Source organism: Pseudomonas sp. BIC9C (assembly GCF_034541995.1).
GTDB classification, from domain to species: domain Bacteria; phylum Pseudomonadota; class Gammaproteobacteria; order Pseudomonadales; family Pseudomonadaceae; genus Aquipseudomonas; species Aquipseudomonas fluorescens_CC.
In genome coordinates, this window is the sequence record NZ_JAWDGM010000007.1 from 194,612 (window position 1) to 215,562 (window position 20,951).

The 20,951-nt window shown below is 61.3% G+C and carries 22 protein-coding genes; 10 read left to right on the plus strand and 12 right to left on the minus strand.

The genetic code is table 11. The features are described 5' to 3' along the window. Nucleotides 1-2 precede the first annotated feature (2 nt). The 12 genes from RS887_RS26770 to RS887_RS26830 all read right to left on the minus strand — a co-directional run bounded on the left by RS887_RS26770 (nt 3) and on the right by RS887_RS26830 (nt 16,119). On the minus strand, nt 3-1,586 hold the full coding sequence (locus RS887_RS26770; protein ID WP_322617739.1) for a glycosyltransferase family 39 protein: 1,584 nt from the start codon (nt 1,584-1,586) through the stop codon (nt 3-5). A 120-nt stretch (nt 1,587-1,706) separates the two neighbouring features. After that, complete coding sequence (locus RS887_RS26775; RefSeq protein ID WP_322617740.1) at nt 1,707-3,275, minus strand: efflux transporter outer membrane subunit; 1,569 nt, start codon at nt 3,273-3,275, stop codon at nt 1,707-1,709. Continuing rightward, nucleotides 3,272-4,336, minus strand: a complete 1,065-nt coding sequence (locus RS887_RS26780) for an HlyD family secretion protein (RefSeq protein WP_322617741.1) — start codon at nt 4,334-4,336, stop codon at nt 3,272-3,274. The genes RS887_RS26775 and RS887_RS26780 overlap by 4 nt, the downstream gene beginning before the upstream one ends. 26 nt (nt 4,337-4,362) lie before the next feature. After that, nucleotides 4,363-5,895 (minus strand): MFS transporter, encoded by a 1,533-nt coding sequence (locus RS887_RS26785; RefSeq protein ID WP_322617742.1) that lies wholly within the window; start codon nt 5,893-5,895, stop codon nt 4,363-4,365. A gap of 219 nt (nt 5,896-6,114) precedes the next feature. Further along, nucleotides 6,115-7,035, minus strand: coding sequence for a LysR family transcriptional regulator (locus RS887_RS26795; protein ID WP_322617743.1), 921 nt, complete (start codon nt 7,033-7,035; stop codon nt 6,115-6,117). Nucleotides 7,036-7,155: 120 nt separating this feature from the next. Then, nucleotides 7,156-8,025: an ABC transporter permease gene (locus tag RS887_RS26800; RefSeq protein WP_322617744.1), complete on the minus strand. Its 870-nt coding sequence runs from the start codon at nt 8,023-8,025 to the stop codon at nt 7,156-7,158. Between the two features lie 21 nt (nt 8,026-8,046). Then, nucleotides 8,047-8,907 (minus strand): ABC transporter ATP-binding protein, encoded by an 861-nt coding sequence (locus tag RS887_RS26805; protein ID WP_322617745.1) that lies wholly within the window; start codon nt 8,905-8,907, stop codon nt 8,047-8,049. A gap of 5 nt (nt 8,908-8,912) precedes the next feature. Next, complete coding sequence (locus RS887_RS26810; RefSeq protein ID WP_322617746.1) at nt 8,913-9,938, minus strand: ABC transporter substrate-binding protein; 1,026 nt, start codon at nt 9,936-9,938, stop codon at nt 8,913-8,915. Nucleotides 9,939-9,955: 17 nt separating this feature from the next. After that, nucleotides 9,956-10,843 (minus strand): TauD/TfdA family dioxygenase, encoded by an 888-nt coding sequence (locus tag RS887_RS26815; RefSeq protein ID WP_322617747.1) that lies wholly within the window; start codon nt 10,841-10,843, stop codon nt 9,956-9,958. Nucleotides 10,844-11,213: 370 nt separating this feature from the next. Continuing rightward, nucleotides 11,214-12,578 carry an HlyD family type I secretion periplasmic adaptor subunit gene (locus RS887_RS26820; RefSeq protein WP_322617748.1) on the minus strand — a complete coding sequence of 455 codons (1,365 nt, stop codon included), beginning with the start codon at nt 12,576-12,578 and terminating at the stop codon, nt 11,214-11,216. Beyond that, nucleotides 12,568-14,724 (minus strand): type I secretion system permease/ATPase, encoded by a 2,157-nt coding sequence (locus RS887_RS26825; protein ID WP_322617749.1) that lies wholly within the window; start codon nt 14,722-14,724, stop codon nt 12,568-12,570. The genes RS887_RS26820 and RS887_RS26825 overlap by 11 nt, the downstream gene beginning before the upstream one ends. 42 nt (nt 14,725-14,766) lie before the next feature. After that, on the minus strand, nt 14,767-16,119 hold the full coding sequence (locus RS887_RS26830; RefSeq protein ID WP_322617750.1) for a TolC family outer membrane protein: 1,353 nt from the start codon (nt 16,117-16,119) through the stop codon (nt 14,767-14,769). Nucleotides 16,120-16,480: 361 nt separating this feature from the next. On the opposite strand from RS887_RS26830, the gene RS887_RS26835 reads away from it, so the two are divergent. From RS887_RS26835 to RS887_RS26880, 10 genes are all read left to right on the plus strand, one after another. Continuing rightward, nucleotides 16,481-17,623, plus strand: coding sequence for a retention module-containing protein (locus RS887_RS26835; RefSeq protein ID WP_322617751.1), 1,143 nt, complete (start codon nt 16,481-16,483; stop codon nt 17,621-17,623). Between the two features lie 36 nt (nt 17,624-17,659). Further along, a complete protein-coding gene (locus RS887_RS26840) occupies nt 17,660-18,223 on the plus strand; it encodes an immunoglobulin-like domain-containing protein (RefSeq protein WP_322617752.1) in 564 nt (187 codons plus the stop codon). A 20-nt stretch (nt 18,224-18,243) separates the two neighbouring features. Beyond that, complete coding sequence (locus RS887_RS26845) at nt 18,244-18,393, plus strand: hypothetical protein (protein WP_322617876.1); 150 nt, start codon at nt 18,244-18,246, stop codon at nt 18,391-18,393. A gap of 84 nt (nt 18,394-18,477) precedes the next feature. After that, nucleotides 18,478-18,687: an immunoglobulin-like domain-containing protein gene (locus RS887_RS26850; protein ID WP_322617753.1), complete on the plus strand. Its 210-nt coding sequence runs from the start codon at nt 18,478-18,480 to the stop codon at nt 18,685-18,687. Beyond that, nucleotides 18,617-18,817, plus strand: coding sequence for an immunoglobulin-like domain-containing protein (locus tag RS887_RS26855; RefSeq protein WP_322617754.1), 201 nt, complete (start codon nt 18,617-18,619; stop codon nt 18,815-18,817). Before RS887_RS26850 ends, RS887_RS26855 begins: the two co-directional genes overlap by 71 nt. 63 nt (nt 18,818-18,880) lie before the next feature. After that, nucleotides 18,881-19,615: an immunoglobulin-like domain-containing protein gene (locus tag RS887_RS26860; RefSeq protein ID WP_322617877.1), complete on the plus strand. Its 735-nt coding sequence runs from the start codon at nt 18,881-18,883 to the stop codon at nt 19,613-19,615. A 63-nt stretch (nt 19,616-19,678) separates the two neighbouring features. Continuing rightward, complete coding sequence (locus tag RS887_RS26865; protein WP_322617755.1) at nt 19,679-19,831, plus strand: hypothetical protein; 153 nt, start codon at nt 19,679-19,681, stop codon at nt 19,829-19,831. Nucleotides 19,832-19,837: 6 nt separating this feature from the next. Further along, the gene (locus tag RS887_RS26870) at nt 19,838-20,266 is read left to right on the plus strand and encodes an immunoglobulin-like domain-containing protein (protein ID WP_322617756.1); all 429 of its coding nucleotides are present in this window, start codon (nt 19,838-19,840) and stop codon (nt 20,264-20,266) included. After that, a complete protein-coding gene (locus RS887_RS26875; protein ID WP_322617757.1) occupies nt 20,263-20,439 on the plus strand; it encodes a hypothetical protein in 177 nt (58 codons plus the stop codon). Before RS887_RS26870 ends, RS887_RS26875 begins: the two co-directional genes overlap by 4 nt. Beyond that, on the plus strand, nt 20,432-20,896 hold the full coding sequence (locus tag RS887_RS26880) for an immunoglobulin-like domain-containing protein (protein ID WP_322617758.1): 465 nt from the start codon (nt 20,432-20,434) through the stop codon (nt 20,894-20,896). The genes RS887_RS26875 and RS887_RS26880 overlap by 8 nt, the downstream gene beginning before the upstream one ends. The last annotated feature ends 55 nt before the right edge of the window (nt 20,897-20,951 follow it).

Below are 20,951 nucleotides of genomic sequence, written 5' to 3' on the forward strand. Positions count from 1 at the left end.
ACTCATTGCCCGGTGTTGCCGGACAGGTACAACCTGGCGGTAATACCCCCGGCCGTCATCTGACGACCGATATGCCACTGCGTAGGCAGCGGCGCGAACTCGTCCGGCACATCGGCGGTGCCGATCAGCCAAATTCGCCCCGTGCCCTTGGGCAGATCGCTCAAGTGGTCCAGATACACGTCTGGCGTCGTCAAGGTACCGAAACCATAGTCGTTTGGTCGGCTCGAAGAGCCGTCGGCCCGTGGCGGGGTGTACAGCAGAGGCTGGGTCTGGGTGCGGTTGTAGTAGACGTAACTCAAGTACCAGAGCATGTCGCTGGTGACGATCCGGTCCCCCGGCTGAAAATGCAGATTGACGTCGTCCACCAGGACATTGACCTGATCATGGACGTCCACCGTAGCGTTGTTTTTCAGGCCCACCAGTTCCACACCGACAAACAGCACCAGCACCGTCAGGGCCAGCACCCGGGAGCCGTTGTACAGGCGGTCGATCGCCAATGCCGCCAACAGCGGCAGGCCAAGCGCGTACGCGGTGAGGTAACGTTCGATGAATATCGGTGAAAAAAACGACACCGCAAACACCAGCAGCATCGGGACAAAGGTGTAGACCGCGATCAACACACTGCCGCGTATCACGCTTCGATCACGTGCCAGCGCGACCCATGCCAGTAACGGCAAAGCCAGCGGCAAGGCAATAAACAGCAGTGAAGGAAGGGTTTCACCGTCGTCCTGGGTCAGCAACGACCAGACCATCGACGGCAAGGAGACCAGGCTGACGGGCAATTCCCAGCCAACATCGCCATTGGCCTTGAGCTGATCCACGTGCCGTAACAAGTCGACAAACCCCGGCAACCACGGCAGATACAGCGCCACGATGGCCACATTGGCCAGCCACCAGTCACCCCGCTGGATGTGCCGCAGTCGATGCCCCGGCTGCACGCGGATGATCCCCAGGTACAACCAATGGCAGAGCACGCACAGGGCCGTGAAGTAATGCGTGTAAAACGCCGCGCTCATCAGCAGGACGTAGATCACCAGGTAGCGCCGACGCTGCGGCTTGCGGATCCAGTACACCAGCGCCAGGGTTGCCCCCAGCAACCACAGCCCCAACAGCGAATACATGCGCACTTCCTGGCTATAGCGCACCGCCGTCGGGAGCAGGGCCAACAGCAAGCCGGCCAATATCGCGGCCCGGCGGGTGGCGAGCCGATCGACCAGCCATACCCCGAGCCCGACCGAGGCAATGCCGGGCAAGGCGCTGAGGCAGCGGATGGACAATATGCCGTCGCCAAACATTGCGATCCAGCCGTGCAGCAGCATGAAGTACAACGGCGGGTGGACGTCGTAGGCGGCGTGAACCCAGATGTCAGGTATTGAATAACCGGCCAGCAGCAGGCTGGAACCCTCGTCGCCCCAGATCGCGGCTGCGGTCAGATCGTAAAAGCGTACCAGCGCGGCCAATACCAGAATCGGCACCAGCCAATGCTCCCGCGCCCAGCGGACCAACGGTAACACCCCCCTGGCAAATCCAGGATTGGCATGCGGTCCCTGAGTGTCGCCCATCGGCGTTTCTCGGCGCGCCTCCATTGCGTCCCCTTGCAACGTTCAGTGAACAGCCGGATTGTCTGCGCTTCACTTTAGCGCTTCAAGCCAAGCAACGTCGATGCTGGCCCACTGATGGAGCGATAGTCGGCGGCGGCTGCAACGTCAGCGCTGCGCCGTCTCTGCCACTGGATACACCGACTCCCAACCTCCACCCAGCGCCTTGTACATCCCGACGGCCGCCAGCGACACGCCGGTCGAACTCTCGACCCACTGCTCCTGCGTGGCCAGCAACGCCCCTTGCACGGTGAGTACGGTGACGAAATCCACCACGCCCTCAACGTACTGCTGTTGTGCGGTGTCCAGCGCAATGCGGTTCTGGCGCACGGCTTCGGCCAGGCTGTCGCGGCGCAACTGACTGGCGTTGTAGGTGGTCAGTTGGTCATCGATTTCATGCCAGGCGCGCAGCACGGTTTGCTGGTAGACGATGGCCGCTTCCTGTTGTTGTGCTTCACGCAAATCGAGCACGCCACGCATGCGGCCGCCGTCGAACAACGGCAAGCTCAGTTGCGGGCCGATCCCGAACGAACGCGAACCCCAGGAGCCGAAATCACTCAGCTGCATGGCCTGTGAACCGATGTTCCCCGACAGGGTGATTCGCGGATAGAAATCGCCCTTGGCCACGCCAATGCTGGCCGTGGCGGCATGCAGCCGTGCTTCGGCCTGGCGAATGTCCGGGCGACGTTCAGCCAGCTGCGAGGGCAAGCCAATGGCGACTTGTCGCGGGGTTTGTGGCACGGGGGCATCTGTGGATAACTCCGCCGCCAATGCCTGGGGCGGTTCGCCCATCAACAGACTCAAGGCGTTGATCAGTTGCCACTGGCGCTGCTCCAGTGCGGGCAGGCGCGATTCGATGGCCGCCACCTGTGCGGCGGCTTCGGCGACATCCAGATCCGTCGCGACGCCGTCGGCCAGGCGCAGTTGCGAAAGCTTCAGGCTATGGCGGGCGACGTCAAGATTCTGTTCGGTGACGAGCCGAGTGTTCTGCACGCCACGCAGTTGAATGTAGTCCTGAGCGGTTTCGGCCAGCACCGACAGCAGCACACCGCGCCGGTCGTTCTCGGCGACTTCCAGGTTGGCGTCGGCGGCTTCGGTTTCCCGACGCACGCGGCCCCACAAATCCAGCTCCCAGGCGGCGGAAAAACCGCCATCCCACAGGTTGAACGCGGATTGGCCGCTGTGCCCTGACGGGTCGCTCAGGCCTTCACCGCTGTTACGTTTTCGGGCGTAACTTCCCGTGGCGGCGGTATTCGGATAACGGTCGGCGGTGATCACCTGGCGAACGGCACGGCTTTGCTGCAAGCGGCTGCTGGCGAGCTTCAAGTCGAGGTTATCGGTCAGGCCGCGTTGCGTGAGGGCCGAGAGTTTCGGGTCGTTGAACATGTCCCACCAGCGCTCGTTCATCGTTTCGGCGATTGCTTGGCTGGCGGCTGCCTTTGATGGTTTCGACCACTCGGTGATTTGTGTGGGTTGAGGTTTGTGAAAGTCCGGGCCGACGGTGCAGGCGCTCAACGACAGCAGCCCCAGACCGAAAACAAATGCCTGAATGCAGTACCTGTGGCGAGGGAGCTTGCTCCCGTTCGAGCGCGCAGCGCTCGCAGATTTTGGGTCCGCGTCACGGCCCAGCGGGAGCAAGCTCCCTCGCCACAGGGATGAGGAATGGCCCATGCTCATCGCTGAGTCACCTCACGCGAGACACCACTGACGGTATCGATACTCGCCTCCACCGACATCCCCACCCGCAAGCGCTCGGCCAGCGACTGTCCCGGCTCCAGCACGATTTTCACCGGTATCCGCTGTACCACCTTGGTGAAGTTGCCGGTGGCGTTGTCCGGTTTGACCGCGGCGAACGTCACCCCGGTGGCCGGCGCAATGCTTTCGACACGACCGTTCAGTGCCGCACCGCCCAGACTGTCAACGCGCACTTGCACAGCCTGCCCCGGCTGCACATCCGTCAGTTGGGTTTCCTGGAAATTGGCCATCACGTACGCCTGTGCCAGCGGCACCACGGCGAGGATTTTGCTGCCCGGAGTGACGTAGGCGCCGACCCGCACCGCGCGTTCGCCGACCATACCGTCCTGTGGCGCGACGATCCTCGTATAGGACAATTCATAGCTGGCCATTTCCATCTTCGCTTGCGCCCGTTTCAGGCCACCTTCGGCTGCATCGCGCTGGGCCGTGAGGATCTCCACTTGCTTGCGCTCCGCCGCCAGTACCGCCGTGGCATTGGCCAGCCGCGCAGAGGCCTGGTCGATGCGCGTTTGCGCCTGTTGCGCATTCTGCACCGTGCCAGCGCCGACCCCGGCGAGGTGGCTGTAGCGGTTCAATTCATGCTCGGCAAACGCCATTTCCGCCCTGGCCGAAACCACCGAGGATTGCGCCTGGGCAATCACCGACGCCTGGCGCTCCAGGGTCGCCCTGGCGTTTTGCAGTTGCGCCCTGGCCACCAGCGTTTCGGCGTCGGCGGCCTGGGCGGCTGCGCGCAAATCCCGGTCATCGATCAGTGCCAGCAACTGCCCGGCCTTGACCTGCTGGTTGTCCTCAACCAGCACTTCCTTGATAAACCCGGCGACCCGCGGCACTACCAGGGTGAAATCCGCCGAGACATACGCATCGTTGGTGTTCTGCTGGGTGCGCTTGCCGAACAGGCCGGGCATCGCCAGGTACAGCAATACACCGACAGCCAATGCGGCGGTCATGGCAACCGCGACTTTATGCTTTGCTTGAGTGTTCATAAAAACCTTCTGTTTCAGTGGAGCATTCAGGTCGGTGCGCGCGGTGGATAGATCCGCGTCGGCAGCCAGAAAATCAGCAGGATCAAGGTCACGGCGATACCGGCCATGCACAGGTAAAGATCGGAGGAAGTGAGCACCACCGCTTGCTCATGCAGGCGATGAGCGAGACTTGCGCTGTCGCGCTCGGCCAGCGGTGAGTTGCCGAGGCGATCGACCAGCATGGTCGAGTGAAAATGCAGGCGTGCCGTGGTCAACGCCTCGATCACCCCGGTGGCGATGACCGCCGACAGGCCTTTGACGGTGTTGAACCAGGCCGATGCGAACGGCCCTTGCATCGGGTTGATGCTGCCGGTGGACAGCATCAGCAACGGCAACACCGCCATGGGCTGACCGAAAATCTGCAGGCATTGCAGCACATAGAAATCGTCGCGAATCCACGCAGAGGTCAGTTGCGAGCCGCCGACGCACGACAGCGTCAGCATGCTCAGGCCAAGGCCCAACACCCAGCGGCAATCGACCCAGCGAAAGTTGCACAGCGCTGCCACCAACGGCAGCGCAATCAATTGCGGCAGCGCCGCCAGCAGCATGATCGGCGCGGTCTGCACCGGTCGATAACCCTGGACCTGCGCCAGGTAACTGGACGGAATAATGATCACCGCCTGCAACACCACCAGCACTCCCGCCAGGGTCAGCAGGGCGAAAGACAGGTTACGGATGCCGAGCATCTGCATCTTGAAAAACGGAATTGGCTGCGACCACTCGCCGGTCAGGAACAACACCAGCAACAACAGCCCGCCACCGAGCAATCCGCAGATCAGGTTCGACTCGAACCAGTCCAGGCGATTGCCCTGCAGAATGCCGATTACCAGCATGCAGATGGCGGGAAAACCCAGCAGCACACCGCGCCAGTTGAAGGACTTGAAACGCTCCAGATGCAGCGGGTCCCGGGGTAGGCCATACGCCACCGCGGCCATGGCAATCAGGCACGGGGCGATGATTTGCCAGAAGGTCCATTGCCAGCCGACATACTCGGTCCACAACCCGGCCAATGGCGTGCCCAGGCCCGGGCCGAACGTCGCCGTCAGGGCATAACCGGCCAGGCCATACAACTTAACGTTGGCAGGCAGAAACCGCAGGGCCACGGTCATCAGCATGGGAGGCAATGCGCCGCCCGCCAGGCCTTGCAAAGTGCGCAGCAACAACAGGCTTTCGTAATTCGGGGCGAAGGGGCACAACACACCCAACAGGGTGAACAGGCTGATGGCGCACAGGGTGAAACGCCGCAATGAGAACGTCACCGCACACCACGGCGCAAAAGCCATGGCCGCCACCGAAGTCGCGGTGTAACAGGCCACCAGCCAGGTGCCTTCGTCGTAACCGATGGCCAACGCACCACGGATGTCGGCCAGGGCGACTTTGGTCACCATCTCGTTCAGGCCCGACACCAGCACCGCCAGCAGCACACCCACCAGGCCAATGATGATCCGCGGGCCGAAGACGGGTGGAGCGATTGCCGTGCTGGCCGCAGCGACAGGTGCCGTGGCCGTAAGGGAGGTCATGAACTGCAAGCTCCGGAGTGGAAATACCGAAGCATTCTAGGAAGCGTGATGCCTGACGAAAATCAACTTATTGGCAGTTTATAAGTGCGCCAAACGCAATGATGGGAGGCCTCTGTGGGAGCGAGCCTGCTCGCGAATGCGGTTTATCATTCAACATTGATACCGACTGACCCAACGCCTTCGCGAGCAGGCTCGCTCCCACGGGGTCTTGCGTTCACCTCAGTCCGGTTGCGCAGCCAGCCACGTCTCATCGCAGCAGGTTTTCAGGGTTTCACGCAGCCAGCGGTGCGCCGGGTCCTTGTCGAAGCGCGGGTGCCAGGCCTGGGTCAACATCAGCGTCGGCAACGGAATCGGCAGGTCGAACGAGCGCAGTTTCAATCCCAGCCGCCGCACACTCAGCAAGGCCTCCTTGGGCACCGGCAGAATCAGGTCGGAATCGGGCAAGGCAAACATCGCCGCATGAAAACTTGGCGCGATCACCGCCACCCGCCGCTCCAGCCCCAGGGCATTGAGCGCGGTATCGATCGGACCTCGGGCAATGCCACGCCGGGACATGCTGATATGGGAATAACCCGCATAGCGCTCCGCAGTGATCTCTTCGTCCAACAGCGGATGATCCTCACGCACCAGGCCAACGAAGTGGGTGGAAAACAGGTTCTGAATCTTCACTTCGGGGGTCAAAGGCCGGGTGTTGCTGACACTCAGATCGATCCGCCCTTCGCGCAACGCCTCATCATCGCCATCGCCTTCGGGGACGAAACGCAATTCGCAGTGCGGCGCCTGCCGGTCAAGGGTGTCGAACAGCTTGCCGCCGTATACGCCGACAAAAAAGTCGTTGGCCCGAATACTGAAACGCCGCCGCAGCGAACTCAGCTCCACCGCATCGGCCGAACGAAACAACAACCCGGCCTGCTCCACCACACTGCGCACCTGCTCCCGCAATTCCAGCGCCTTGGGGGTTGGCACCAGGCCACGACCGGCGCGCACCAGGATCGGATCGCCAATGGCTTCCCGGATGCGCGTCAACGTCCGGCTCATGGCCGCCGGGCTCAGGTTCATCCGCCGCGCGGCGCCCACCACACTGCCCTCGTCGAGCAAGGCGTCGAGGGCGACCAACAGGTTCATGTCTGGAAGTTGCATGGCAAGCACTCAAGCCTGATTTTTGTTGATTCAGACGCAATGCTAGCAAACTCCACTCAGACATTGTGCGAGCGGTCTTGCCCGCGAAAAGGCCAGCGCGGACTTCACACAATCAGACAGTCAACGCACCATCCCCCAGCGCCTGACCGTCACCCGCTCCAACGAATCAAACACCAGGTTCTCCACCAGCAATCCAATCAGAATCACCACCGCCAACCCGGCAAATACCTTGTCCGTGTACAACTCATTGCGATTCTGAAAGATGTACCAGCCCAGCCCACCCTTGCCGCTGGTTGCGCCAAACACCAACTCGGCAGCAATCAGCGTACGCCAGGCAAACGCCCAACCGATCTTCAGGCCGGCAAGGATCGATGGCAGCGCTGCCGGAATCAGGATGAACAACACGAAACGCATGCCCTTGAGGCCGTAGTTGCGCCCGGCCATGCGCAGGGTTTCCGAGACCCCGAGGAACCCGGCGTAGGTATTCAGCGCCAAGGCCCAGAGCACCGAATGCACCAGCACGAAAATCAGGCTGTTCTGCCCTAATCCAAACCACAACAGCGCCAGCGGCAACAACGCGATGGCCGGCAACGGGTTGAACATTGAGGTCAGAGTACTCAGCAGGTCACGACCGAACTGGGTCGACACCGCCAGCGTAGTCAGGGCAAACGCCAGGACGATGCCGATCAGGTAGCCCTTGAGTAACACCACCAGGGAAATCCATACCTTGCCCAGCAATTCGCCGCTGAGCAGGCCGTCATACAGCGCGTGAGTGGTTTGCACAAAGCTCGGCAGCAGCAGCAGGTCGTTGTTCTGATAACGGGCAACCGCTTCCCACAGCACCGCAAGCAAAATCAGGATCAGGCTTTTGCGCAGCCAGCCCTGCTGCCAAAGCCGCTGGCCGAGGGGAAGTTCGCGTTCCAGCGGTACGCTGGACAGCGGCTGCAGAACGGTTTCGAACTCTTCACGCGGGGATGATAAATGGCTCATCGGGCCCTCCTCTCAACTGGCTCAATAAGCGATGCGGATGTCGGCGAAATCCAGTTCATGCTCAGCGTTCGCCACATCACCTTCATCAAACAACAACCGATGAATACGCCGCGCCGACTCCTGAAAGGCCACGCCACCGAGGCTGTGCAAATCATATTGATGGCTGTGGACTTCAGCCCGCACCCGACCCGGATGCGGTGACAACAACAGGATGCGGTTACCCACCACCAGCGCCTCTTCGATGGAGTGCGTGACGAACAGCAGGGTGAAACGCACTTCCTCCCAGAGCAGCAGCAGCTCTTCCTGCATCTTGCGTCGGGTCAGGGCGTCGAGGGCGGCGAAGGGTTCGTCCATCAGGAGGATTTTCGGTTGCATCGCCAGCGCCCGAGCGATGGCGACCCGAGCCTTCATGCCACCGGACAAGGTGTGCGGATAGGCATCGGCAAACGCCGCCAGGCCGACTTTTTCCAGATAGTGCAGCGCTCGCTCTTCGGCCTCCCGGCGCTTGAGGGTTTTCGAGGCCAGCAGCGGAAACATCACGTTCTGTTTGACGGTTTTCCACGGCGGCAGTTGATCAAACTCCTGGAACACCACGATCCGGTCAGGCCCTGGCGCATCGACGCGCTGACCTTGCAGACGGATCTCACCCTCGACGGGCCGGATGAAGCCGGCAGCGGCCTTGAGCAACGTCGACTTGCCGCAACCGGACGGGCCGAGCAGTACAAAACGGTCCGCCGGATCCACGTCGAAACTGACTTGATGGGTCGCCCGAACCACGCGCTGCGACGTGCGGTATTCCAGGCTGACGTTATCGACCGACAGCAGCGCCTGGGCTGCCACGATCGATTTGCTGACCGTGTGGTCTTGCAAAGGGGCGTTCATCTCGGTCAGCTCCCTTGCAGTGGCTTGGCGTCCTGGAAGAAGTAGTCCTTCCACGAATCCGGTTTGTTTTTGATCGCGCCAACGCGGTACAGGAACTCGGCCAACGGGTACGTATTTTTCGGCGTGACGCTGAATTCGAACTGCGGGTTGTCGATGATTTTCAGCAACGCGGCACGGTCGATCCTGGCCTTGGTGACACGGATGTAGGTGTCGGCTGCGGCGCCCTTGTCGTTCTGCGCGAATTGCGCCGCTTCGGTCAGCGCATCGATAAATGCCTTGTAGGTTTTCGGGTTCTCGTTGCGGAATTTCTCGGTGGCGAACAGGACGGTCGGCGAGTTCGGGCCGAGCACGTCATAGGAGTTGAGCATCACGTGCACGTTCGGGTTTTCCAGTGCCTGATCCTGGAATGGCGGGTTGGAGAAGTGCCCGGTCAGCTCGGTGCCGCCGGCGATCAGCGCCGCCGTGGCATCGGGGTGCGGAACGGCGATGGTGTACTTGTCGAGGCGATTGAACTCCTTGTCGCCCCACTGTTTGGCCGCCGCGTATTGCAGGAAGCGCGACTGCACCGACACGCCCACCGCCGGCACCGCGATGCGGTCCTTCTCGGTGAAGTCGGCGATGGTCTTGACCTTGGGATTATTGCTCACCAGGTAGTACGGAAAGTTGCCGAGGGAGGCCACGGCCTTGACGTTCTGCTTGCCGTGGGTGCGGTCCCAGATGGTCAGCAACGGACCGACGCCGGCGCCGGCAATGTCGATCGAGCCTGCGAGCAACGCATCGTTGACCGCCGCGCCGCCCGACAGCTGGGTCCAGTCGACCTTGATGTCGATGCCTTCCTGCTTGCCGTACTTCTCGATCAGGTTCTGATCGCGCACCACGTTGAGTAGCAGGTAAACGATGCCGAACTGTTCGGCAATGCGGATTTCACCTTCGGCATGAGCCACGGTCGGCGCCACCAGGCTGCCGGCGATCAGGCTGAAACCCAGGCCGATGGCCGCAGCCAGTGGTGCAAATGGAAGACGTTTGGACATGATCAATCTCCGACAAATCAGAAAGGCGCGTCGCCCTGGATGGTGGTGCGGTACAGCTTGCGGCGCAGATGACTGGGGCATCCGGCGGCAAGGTGGATCAGCGAACGGTTGTCCCAGAACACCAGGTCATGGGGCTGCCATTGATGGCGGTAGATGTTTTGTGGCAACACGCTGTGGGCGTAGAGCTCGGCCAGCAGTTGCCGGCTCTCGTCCTCAGGCAGGCCAACGATGCGGGTGGTGAAACCCTCGCTGACGAACAAGGCCTTGCGACCGTTTTCCGGGTGGGTACGCACGACCGGGTGCACCACTTCGGCGACCTGTGCGAGTTGCTCCGGGGTCAGGGTCGGGCGCCAATTGCCTTCGAATTTTGTTTCGCTGTAGCGCGCGGTGTAGGAGTGCGCGGCCGAGCGACCTTCAACGGCATTGCGCAATGCGAGCGGCAGGTTGTCCCAGGCTTTGTGCATGTCGGCGAACAGCGTGTCGCCACCCTCCGATGGCAATTCCTGGGCATGCAGCATCGAGCCCAGACTCGGCAGTTGTTTGTAGGAGAGATCGGAATGCCAGAACTTGCCGGCGTCACCCAGGCCGATGTTCTGGCCGTTTTCGACGATGTTGGAAACGATGAGGATTTCCGGATGCCCTGCCAGCAGGAACTGCTTGAGCACGTGGATCTGCAACACACCAAAACGACGGCTGAAGTCGATGTGCTGTTCGGGGGTGATGCGCTGGTCGCGGAACACCAGCACATGATGGTCCAGGTGCGCGCGGTGAATGCGGGCAAAATCGTCATCATTGATCGGGCGGGACAGGTCGAGACCGATGATCTCGGCGCCCACCGCTCCGCTGAACGTACGGATTTCAAAGAATTGTGGCGCGATGCTTGGCGAAGCTGAAGCTGCAGACATAAATCACTCCCACGCACGGCACGCTCAAGGGCGCGCGCGTCGATCAGAAACTCACGGAGGTCCCGTGTTGGTTCGTGTCGTGCGGCGCGCCGATTGGTCGGCAGGTACGCAGGAGATTGACTTTATAGATATAAGAATAGAAATTTAAATACCGTTAGCGAATAACGATATGGCGATTGAAAAGGGACTGCATGGATTGTGGAGTGACGTTATTTGTCACTTACTGACAGGATTGTGGTGTTTCCACTGACGCCATCGCGAGCAGGCTCGCTCCCACAGGGGGGCTCTGTCGAACACAAGATAGCGCTCGCGCAAAAATCCATGTGGGAGCGAGCCTGCTCGCGAAGAGGCCTGTAGCCTCGATGACGAATTACCGCTCGTGCAGCGCCTCGGCCCGGGCGCGAATGATCGGCTTGAGCAGGTAGCTGAGAACGGTCTTCTTGCCAGTGATGATGTCCACGGAAGCCACCATCCCCGGAATGATCAGCAACGGTTTTTCGTCGGTGCCCAAGTGGCTGCGGTCGGTGCGCAGCTTGATCACGTAGTAAGTGGTTTTCTTGTCTTCATCGGTAATGGTGTCGGCACCGATCTGCTCCAGCTTGGCCTTGAGCCCGCCGTAGATGGTGTAGTCATAGGCGGTAAATTTTACCGTCGCTTCCTGCCCCGGATGCAGGAACGCGATGTCCTGCGGACGGATCTTCGCCTCGACCAATAAGGTGTCGTCCAGCGGCACGATTTCAACCAGGTCGCTGCCTGGCTGGATAACCCCGCCGATGGTATTGACCAGCAACTTGTTGACGATACCCCGTACCGGCGAAGTGACCAGTGTTCGGCTGACCCGGTCTTCCAGGGCCTTGCCGGTGGCCTCAGCCTTGTTCAGGTCGGTGCGTGCTTCATTGAGCTGGGTCAGGGCGTCACTACGGAACTTGCCGCGAGTTTCGTCGATCTTGCGCTGTACTTCCTTGATCGCTGACTCGGCTCGCGGAATAGCCAGGGTGGTGGCGTCGAGCTGACCACGGGTCTCCGCTTCGGCACGCCTGAGGCGCAGGACTTCCACTGGCGATACCGCGCCCTGGGCCACCAACGGCTCGGACATGTTGATTTCCTGACGCTGAAAGCCCAATTGCTGGCGGTACTGCGCCTGCTTGGAGGTGAATTCGCGCAGTTCTTGCTGGCGCTGGATCAGTTGCTCCTGCAAGCCGCCAATCTCGTCGTGCAACTGCTGGCGGCGGCTTATATAGAGCGACTCTTCGCTCTTGGCCTGACCCGGCACGGCCTTGAGTACATCTTCGGGGAAGTTCAGCGGGCGATCGTCAACCTCCGCGCTCAGGCGTTCGACCCGCAGCAGCATCGACAACCGATCGGCCTCTGTTTCACCGACGTTCGACGCGAACCGCGTGTCATCCAGACGAATCAGCGGTGCGCCAGCCTCGACGATCTGGCCTTCCTTGACGAACAGCTCGGAAACGATGCCGCCTTCAAGGTTCTGGATTTTCTGGATCTTCGACGATGGAATCGCCTTGCCATCGCCCTTGGTCACTTCGTCGATAACCGCGAAGTTGGCCCAGAGCATCAGGAACACAAAGAACGCAATGATCGCCCAGATCGTCAGCCGCACCACACGTGGCGCATCCTCGATCAGCGCCTTGTTGACCTCCGGCAGCGGTTGGCCCTGCAGCGAAGCAGAGCCTTTGAAGTAGCGACGGATCGAACCCTTACCCGACTCAAGCAACACTGATCTGCCCCTTCTTCAATGCTTCCATCACCGCGGCTTTCGGGCCGTCGGCAAGAATCTGCCCGCGGTCGATCACGATCAACCTGTCCACCAGCGACAACAGCGATGCCCGGTGCGTCACCAGCACCATGGTCTTGTTTTCGATCACTGCTGCCAGGCGCTGCTTGAGGCGCTCTTCACCGGTGTTATCCATGGCACTGGTCGGCTCGTCGAGCAGCAGGATCGGCGGGTTGAGCAGTAACGCACGGGCCAGGGCGACGTTTTGCCGTTGACCGCCGGAGAGGTTCTGCCCGCGCTCGCCCACTTGCAGTTCATAACCCTGCGGATGCAAACGCGCATACTCGTGGACACCGGCCAGCTCTGCCGCTTGCAGCACCAGTTCGTCCTCGACATACCGCGCACCGGAAACCAGGTTGTCGCGCAGAGTGCCGGCGAGCAGCTGAATGTCCTGGGGCACGTAGCCGATGTTGTAGCGCAGCTCGCTGACGTCGATCTGACGGATATCCACACCATCGACCAACAACGAACCGTCATCCGGTTGATATAGCCCCACCAGCAGTTTCGCCAGCGAGCTCTTGCCCGAACCGCTTCGGCCAATGATGCCGACCTTCTCGCCGGGACTAATCGACAGGTTGATGTTCTTCAGCGCCAGGTTCTGCTGTTGCGGGTAGGTGAAGTTGAGCTGGCGGCACTCAATGGCGCCCTGCAGCACCTTGCGGCTGAGCGGGCGCTCTTCGAAATTGCGCTCCTGGGGCAGCTCCATCATCTGGTCGACCGAGGTCATGGTCACCCGCGCCTGCTGATAGCGGGTCAGCAGCCCGGACAATGACGCCAGCGGGCTGAGCGCACGGCCACTGAGCATGTAGCAGGCAATCAGGCCGCCCATGCTCAGGTGACCGTCGATGATCTGGTACACGCCGAAGACGATCATGATCACCCCGGCCAGTTGCTGGATCAGCAAGGTGATATTCATCGCCAGGCCAGAGAGCATTTTCACCCGCAACTCAAGGCGACTGAGGGTGCCGATGGTCTGCTCCCACTGATACTGGCGTTCACTTTCAGCGTTGTTGACCTTCACTGCATCCAGGCCGGCCAGGGTTTCGATCAGGCTCGACTGACGCTCGGCCCCCAGCGCCATGGTCCGCTCCATGGTCGCCACCAGGGGTTTCTGCAAGGCATAGCCGATGGCCAGAGCAATCGGGAACGCCAGCACCGGTATCCACACCAGATGCCCGCCAAGGATCGCGATGACGATAAAAATCAAAATGGTGAACGGCAGGTCGATCAGGCTGGTAAGGGTCAGCGAGGCGAGGAAATCGCGCAGGCTCTGAAACTCATGGATGTTCTGGGCAAAGCTGCCGACCCGTGCTGGCCGGTATTTCATGGCCATGCCGACGATGCGTTCGAACAGCGTGGCCGAGATAATCAGGTCGGTTTTCTTGCCGGCCAGATCCAGGCACAGGCTGCGCAGGCTTTTCAGGATCAGGTCGAAGAGGTAGGCGCCTGTGATACCGAGTGCCAGCACCCACAGCGTGGCTTCGGCCTGGTTCGGCACGACACGGTCGTAGACGTTCATCACGAACAACGGCGCGGCCATGGCAATAATGTTGATCAGAAAACTGGCGGCGATGGCATCGACGTACAACCAGCGCGACCGCTTGAGGGTGTCGCGGAACCACGAACGCGCACGCGGAATCAGCGTGCCGTGATTGACGTCGAATTTGTGCTGGGGCTGGGCGAAAAAGACTTTGCCAGTGTAGTCGTCGGCCAACAGCTCACGGCTGACCAGGGACTCGCCGCCATCGCTTTCGCTGAGCAGCACCCGTACCTGATCTTCGCCTTGCCAGCCAAGCAGGACGGCACTGCGACCGTCTTTGAGCAGCAACAATGCCGGCATGGCAATCGCCGGAATGTCCTCCAGCTTGCGCTGCAGCACCCGACCTTGCAGCCCCGCGCGAGCTGCCGCGCGAGGCAGCAAGTCGGCACTCAAGCGTTGCTCGGGCAGCGGCAGGCCGGTGGTCAGCATTGCCGCGCTGGCAGGCTTCTGGTGCAGCATGCAAAGAGCGAGCAGACCATCCAGCAACGGATCGTCATGCAACGCGCGCGGATCATGAATGAGTTGAACCCGACTGACTTCTGATTCCACGCTCGGCACTCTTGGCTAACAATTGAACGATGAAGGTCCTGCTCAATTCATACCAGGCAACTGGACCTTGGGCTTCACGTCGTTCTGCACAACGGATGCCAATGGCGCGACCACTCCCTGGCTCTTGAGCAACTCACCCATGGTCGCCTTGATTCGGTACTGAGTAAATAACTGAATATTCTTGATCTCCACCAGACGGCGAGAAGAGGTGAACAGTTCGTTCTCGCTGTCGAGCAAATCGAGCAGAGTGCGCTCGCCAAGGCTGAACTGACGCTGGTAAGCGGTACGCACGGCGGTGCTGTGGTCGACGTATTGCTGGGCGATCGGCACCTGCGCGTTGGCATTGTTCAGGGCGTTCCAGGCCAGGCCCAGCTCTTCATTCAATTGGCGCAGGGCGTTGTTGCGGATGTCCAGCGCCTGGTTCGACAGGTAGGCCTTGGACTCCAGATCGGCCTTGTTACTGCCACCGGAATACAGGTTGAAGCGCATGCGCAGCATGGCTTGCCATTCGTTGTTGTGGCCATTCTGACCATCAATATCGTTGTCCGCGGTGCGACCCAACTCAGCATCGAAACGCGGGTAGAAAGTCGACTTGGCCGTGTCGTACTGCTTTTCGGCAGCGGCGATGTCGGATTCGGCCGAGCGCAGGATCGGGCTGTTTTCCAGCATCTGCGCGCGGGCTTCATTCAGATTGGCCGGCATCAGCGCCAGGAAACTCGCCGGGCGCTCCAGTTGATCCGGCATCTGGCCAACAGCGGAGAGGTAGTTGGTTTCGGCGTCAGCCAGGTTGGTCTGCTCGGTGATCAGATTGTTGCGCGCCTGAGCCATCCGCGCCTCCGCCTGATCGAGGTCGGCGCCGCTGCCGACACCACGCTGGGTGCGCAGCTGGATCTGGTCGTAAATGCGCTGGTGGCTCTTGAGGTTGTCCTCGGCCAGACGCACGAATTCGCGACGAGTCAGCACGTCGAGATAGACCTGGGCCACGGTCAGCCCGGTACGCTCGGAAGTACTCAACAGCGAATAGGCGCGGGAGTTGACGGCGGCTTGTTGACGCCCCACTTCGCTGGACGTCGCAAAACCGTCAAAAACCATTTGGGTCAGACGCAAGCTCGACTCACTGCGATTCAGGGTTTCCCAGTGATTGTTGCTGCCGCCCGTTCGTGTAGTCACACTATCGGTACCCTCACGACCATAACCGCCCAGCAGGTCGACCCGTGGCAGGTATCCACCTTTCGCAGCCTTCAACTGATAATCCGCAGCCAGTCGACTGTTGACGCCTGCCTGGACCTCCGGATGGACATCCAGTGCTTGTTGCATGGCGTCTGGCAAGGACTGCGCCTGGACGAAAGACGCGGCGAGGGCGAAGGGTATAGCCATGAACAAAGGCGAACGCATTGTAGGAATTTCCCAGGACTTCTTGTCTTGAATCACAGCAAAAGAACGTGCTGCGTCGGAAGATGGCAAGCGGAATGACCGTATGTCGGAAAGATCAAAAAGCGGAACTGGATCACATACCGAGGACGAGTCACAGCTTAAATATCAATGTGACATTACTGGGACGATTGTTTAGGATGGCTCCAAGAAGGTCAATAGTTTGGCATAAAGTTAATAACGAAAAAATACAGCCAATATATTGACGAATTAATGCGTCAAATTTGTGCATCTATTTTGCAATGTACGTCCAGACTGGTCGGCGCCGACAGACGCCATCAGGTCCATGGAAGTCAACTGAACGTGACACCCCGGAGAGTCTTCAATGAGCAGTGTTGTTGCCATCGTCAAAAGCATTGTCGGTCAAGTTTTCGTGGTGTCCCCCGAGGGCATCCGCCGCGTTCTCGTTGAAGGCGACAAACTGTTCGCCGGTGACCAGATCGACACTGGCCTTTCCGGTGCCGTGTCCCTGGAACTGGCCGATGGTCGTACCCTCGATCTGGGCCGCGACACTCAGTGGAGCGCTGACGCCCCGGACTCCGGCACTGATCTGGCAGCTGCAACCGCGCAAGCCGCGCCGTCCGTAGAAGAGCTGCAGCAAGCCATTGCCGCCGGTGCCGACCCGACCAAAGACCTTGAAGCCACTGCTGCGGGTCCGACGGCGGCAGGCTCTGGTGGTGCCGCAGGTGGTAGTCACAGCTTCGTGGTGCTCGACGCCACCGCTGGCCGTGTCGACCCGACCATCGGCTTCCCGACCGCAGGCATCGACTCTGCCGCGCAAATCACTCAGGACACCACTGGTGGCCAGACCACCACTGCCGCCAACACCAACACCAACACCCCGAGTGAATCGAACCTGAGCCTCAGTGCCACGCCGACCATCACCGAGGCCGGTGGCGTGCTGGTGTACACCGCGACACTGACCCAGGCACCACTGACCGACCTGACTGTCACATTGTCCAACGGCGCCGTGATCGTGATTCCCGCGGGCTCAACCACCGGCACCGTCAACGTGCCATTGGCTGCGAACGACACTGTCTATAACGACGCGACCCAGATCGAAGTGACCGTCACCGGCACCAGCGGCGGCAGCGGCATCACGGTTACGCCGCCGACTACCCCGGCCGTGACCCAGGTCACCGATACCCTCGACACCACCACGGTCACCCTGACAGCCGGCAACGCCGTCACCGAAGGAGGCCAGATCACCTATACCGCGACCCTGACCAACCCCGCGAAAACACCGGTGACCATCACCCTGTCCAACGGCTCGACCATTACCATTGAAGCCGGCAAGACTACTGGCAGCGTCGTGGTCGACACCCCGGCCAATGACGTCTATGTGAACGGCAGCACCGTCAGCACCACCATCACCGGCACCACTGGCGGCAACTTCGAAAACCTGGTGCCGAACACCACACCAACCGTGACCACCATCACCGACTCTGTGGACAATTCACCGGCCTGACCCTGACCGCCACCGGCAACATCACCGAAGGCGGGTATGATCGGGTACACCGCGACCCTGACCAACCCGGTCATACCGCCATCGACCGTGACCTTGAGCAATGGCTCGGTCATCACCATCGAAGCGGGCAAGACCAGCGGCAGCGTCGTGGTCGAGACCCCAGCCAATGACGTCTATGTGAACGGCAGCACCGTCAGCACCACCATCACCGGCGCCACTGGCGGCAACTTCGAAAACCTGGTGCCGAACACCACACCAGCCGTGACCACCATCACCGACTCTGTGGACACCACCGGCCTGACCCTGACCGCCACCGGCAACATCACCGAAGGCGGGCAGATCACCTACACCGCGACCCTGACCAACCCGGCCGGCACGCCAATGACCGTGACCTTGAGCAATGGCTCGGTCATCACCATCGAAGCGGGCAAGACCAGCGGCAGCGTCGTGGTCGAGACCCCAGCCAATGACGTCTATGTGAACGGCAGCACCGTCAGCACCAGCATCACCGGCACCACTGGCGGCAACTTCGAAAACCTGGTGCCGAACACCACGCCGGCCGTAACCACTATTACCGATTCCAGGACACCACCGGCCTGACCCTGACCGCCACCGGCAACATCACCGAAGGCGGGCAGGATCACCTACATCGCGACCCCCTGACCAACCTGGCCGGTACGCCAATGACCGTGACCTTGAGCAATGGCTCGGTCATCACCACTGAGCGGGCAAGACCAGCGGCAGCGTCGGCTCGAGACCCCAGCCAATGATCGGTGAACGGCAGCACCGTCAGCACCAGCATCACCGGCACCACTGGCGGCAACTGAAAACCTGCGCCGAACACCACACCAGCCGTGACCACCATCACCGACTCTGTGGACACCACCGGCCTGACCCTGACCGCCACCGGCAACATCACCGAAGGCGGGCAGATCACCTACACCGCGACCCTGACCAACCCGGCCGGCACGCCAATGACCGTGACCTTGAGCAATGGCTCGGTCATCACCATCGAAGCGGGCAAGACCAGCGGCAGCGTCGTGGTCGAGACCCCCAGCCAATGACGTCTGCGAACGGCAGCACCGTCAAAGCACCACCATCACCGGCACCACTGGCGGCAACTTCGAAAACCTGGTGCCGAACACCACACCAGCCGTGACCACCATCACCGACTCTGTGGACACCACCGCCTGACCCCGACCGCCACCGGCAACATCATCACCGAAGGCGGGCAGATCACTGTTACACCGCGCGACCCTGACTAACCCGGCCGGCACGCCAATGACCGTGACCTTGAGCAACGGCTCGGTCATTACCATCGAAGCCGGCAAGACTACTGGCAGCGTCGCGGTCGAGACCCCGGCCAATGACGTCTATGTCAATGGCAGCACCGTCAGCACCACCATCACCGGCACCACTGGCGGCAACCTCGAAAACCTGGTGCTGAGTAAAGAGCCAGCAGTGACGTCCATCACTGACTCGATCGACACCACCACGGTGACCCTGACCGCCACGCCGAGCGTGGATGAAAACGGCACCATCACCTACACCGCGACGCTGACCGATGCCCAGGGCCAACCGGTTACCGCGCAAAACGGTCCGGTGACCGTCACCCTCGACAGCGGCAAGGTGATCACCATCGCCGAAGGCCAGAGCTCCGGCAGCCTGCCGGTGACGGTGGGTAACGACGTCTACAAGGGCCCGACCACCGTTACTGAATCCATCAAGGACGCGGTGGGTGGCAACCTCGAGTTGGTGTCGCCCAACACCACGCCAGTGACCACCACGGTCAATGACGTCAACGACAGCACCACGGTGACCCTGACCGCCACGCCGAGCGTGGATGAAAACGGCACCATCACCTACACCGCGACGCTGACCGATGCCCAGGGCCAACCGGTTACCGCGCAAAACGGTCCGGTCACCGTCACCCTCGACAGCGGCAAGGTGATCACCATCGCCGGGCCAGAGCTCCGGGCAGCCCGCCGGTGACGGTAAGTGTCGACGTCACGCGGCGCCTGACCACCGTTACTGAATCCATCAAGGACGCGGTGGGTGGCAAATCTCGGAGCTGGTGTCGCCCAACACCACGCCACAGTGACCACCACGGTCAATGACGTCAACGACAGCACCACGGTGACCCTTGAGCGCCAATGCCGAGCGTGGATGAAACGGCACCATCACCACACCGCGACGCTGGACCCCTGATGCCCGGTGGGCCAACCGGTTACCGCGCAAACGGTCCGGTCACCGCGGACCCTCGACAGCGGCAAGGTGATCACCATCGCCGAAGGCCAGAGCTCCGGCAGCCTGCCGGTGACGGTGGGTAACGACGTCTACAAGGGCCCGACCACCGTTACTGAATCCATCAAGGACGCGGTGGGTGGCAACCTCGAGTTGGTGTCGCCCAACACCACGCCAGTGACCACCACGGTCAATGACGTCAACGACAGCACCACGGTGACCCTGAGCGCCACGCCGAGCGTGGATGAAAACGGCACCATCACCTACACCGCGACGCTGACCGATGCCCAGGGCCAACCGGTTACCGCGCAAAACGGTCCGGTCACCGTCACCCTCGATGGAAGCGGGTGGGGCAGGATCACCATCGCCGAAGGCCAGAGCTCCGCAGCCTGCCGGTGACGTGCGGCAACGACGTCTACAAGGGCCCGACCACCGCTACTGAATCCACTGGCGACGCGGTGGGTGGTACCTCGAGCTGGTGTCGCCCAACACCACGCCACAGGACCACCACGGTCAATGACGTCAACGACAGCACCACCGTGACTTCTGACCGCCACGCCGAGCGTGGATGAAAACGGCACCATCACCTACACCGCGACGCTGACCGATGCCCAGGGGCCAACCGGTTACCGCGCAAAACGGTCTGGGGTCACCGTCACCCTCGACAGCGGCAAGGTGGGATCACCACGCCATTGCCAGAGCTCCGGCAGCCTGCCGGTGACGGTGGGTAACGACGTTCACAAGGGCCCGACCACCGTTACGAATCCATCAAGGACGCGGTGGGTGCAACCTGGAAGCGAATCCTGGATCAAGACCCCGGTAGAAACCACGGTCAACGATGCCGACAGCACCACCGTGACTTTGAGCGCTACGCCGAGCGTGGATGAAAACGGCACCATCACCTACACCGCGACGCTGACCGATGCCCAGGGCCAACCGGTTACCGCGCAGAACGGCTCGGTGACCGTGACCTCGACAGCGGCGCGCCACACCATCGCCGAAGGCGTGAGCTCCGGCAGCCTGCCGTGACGGTGGGTAACGACGTCTACAAGGGCCCACTTCACCGTTACTGAATCCACTGGCG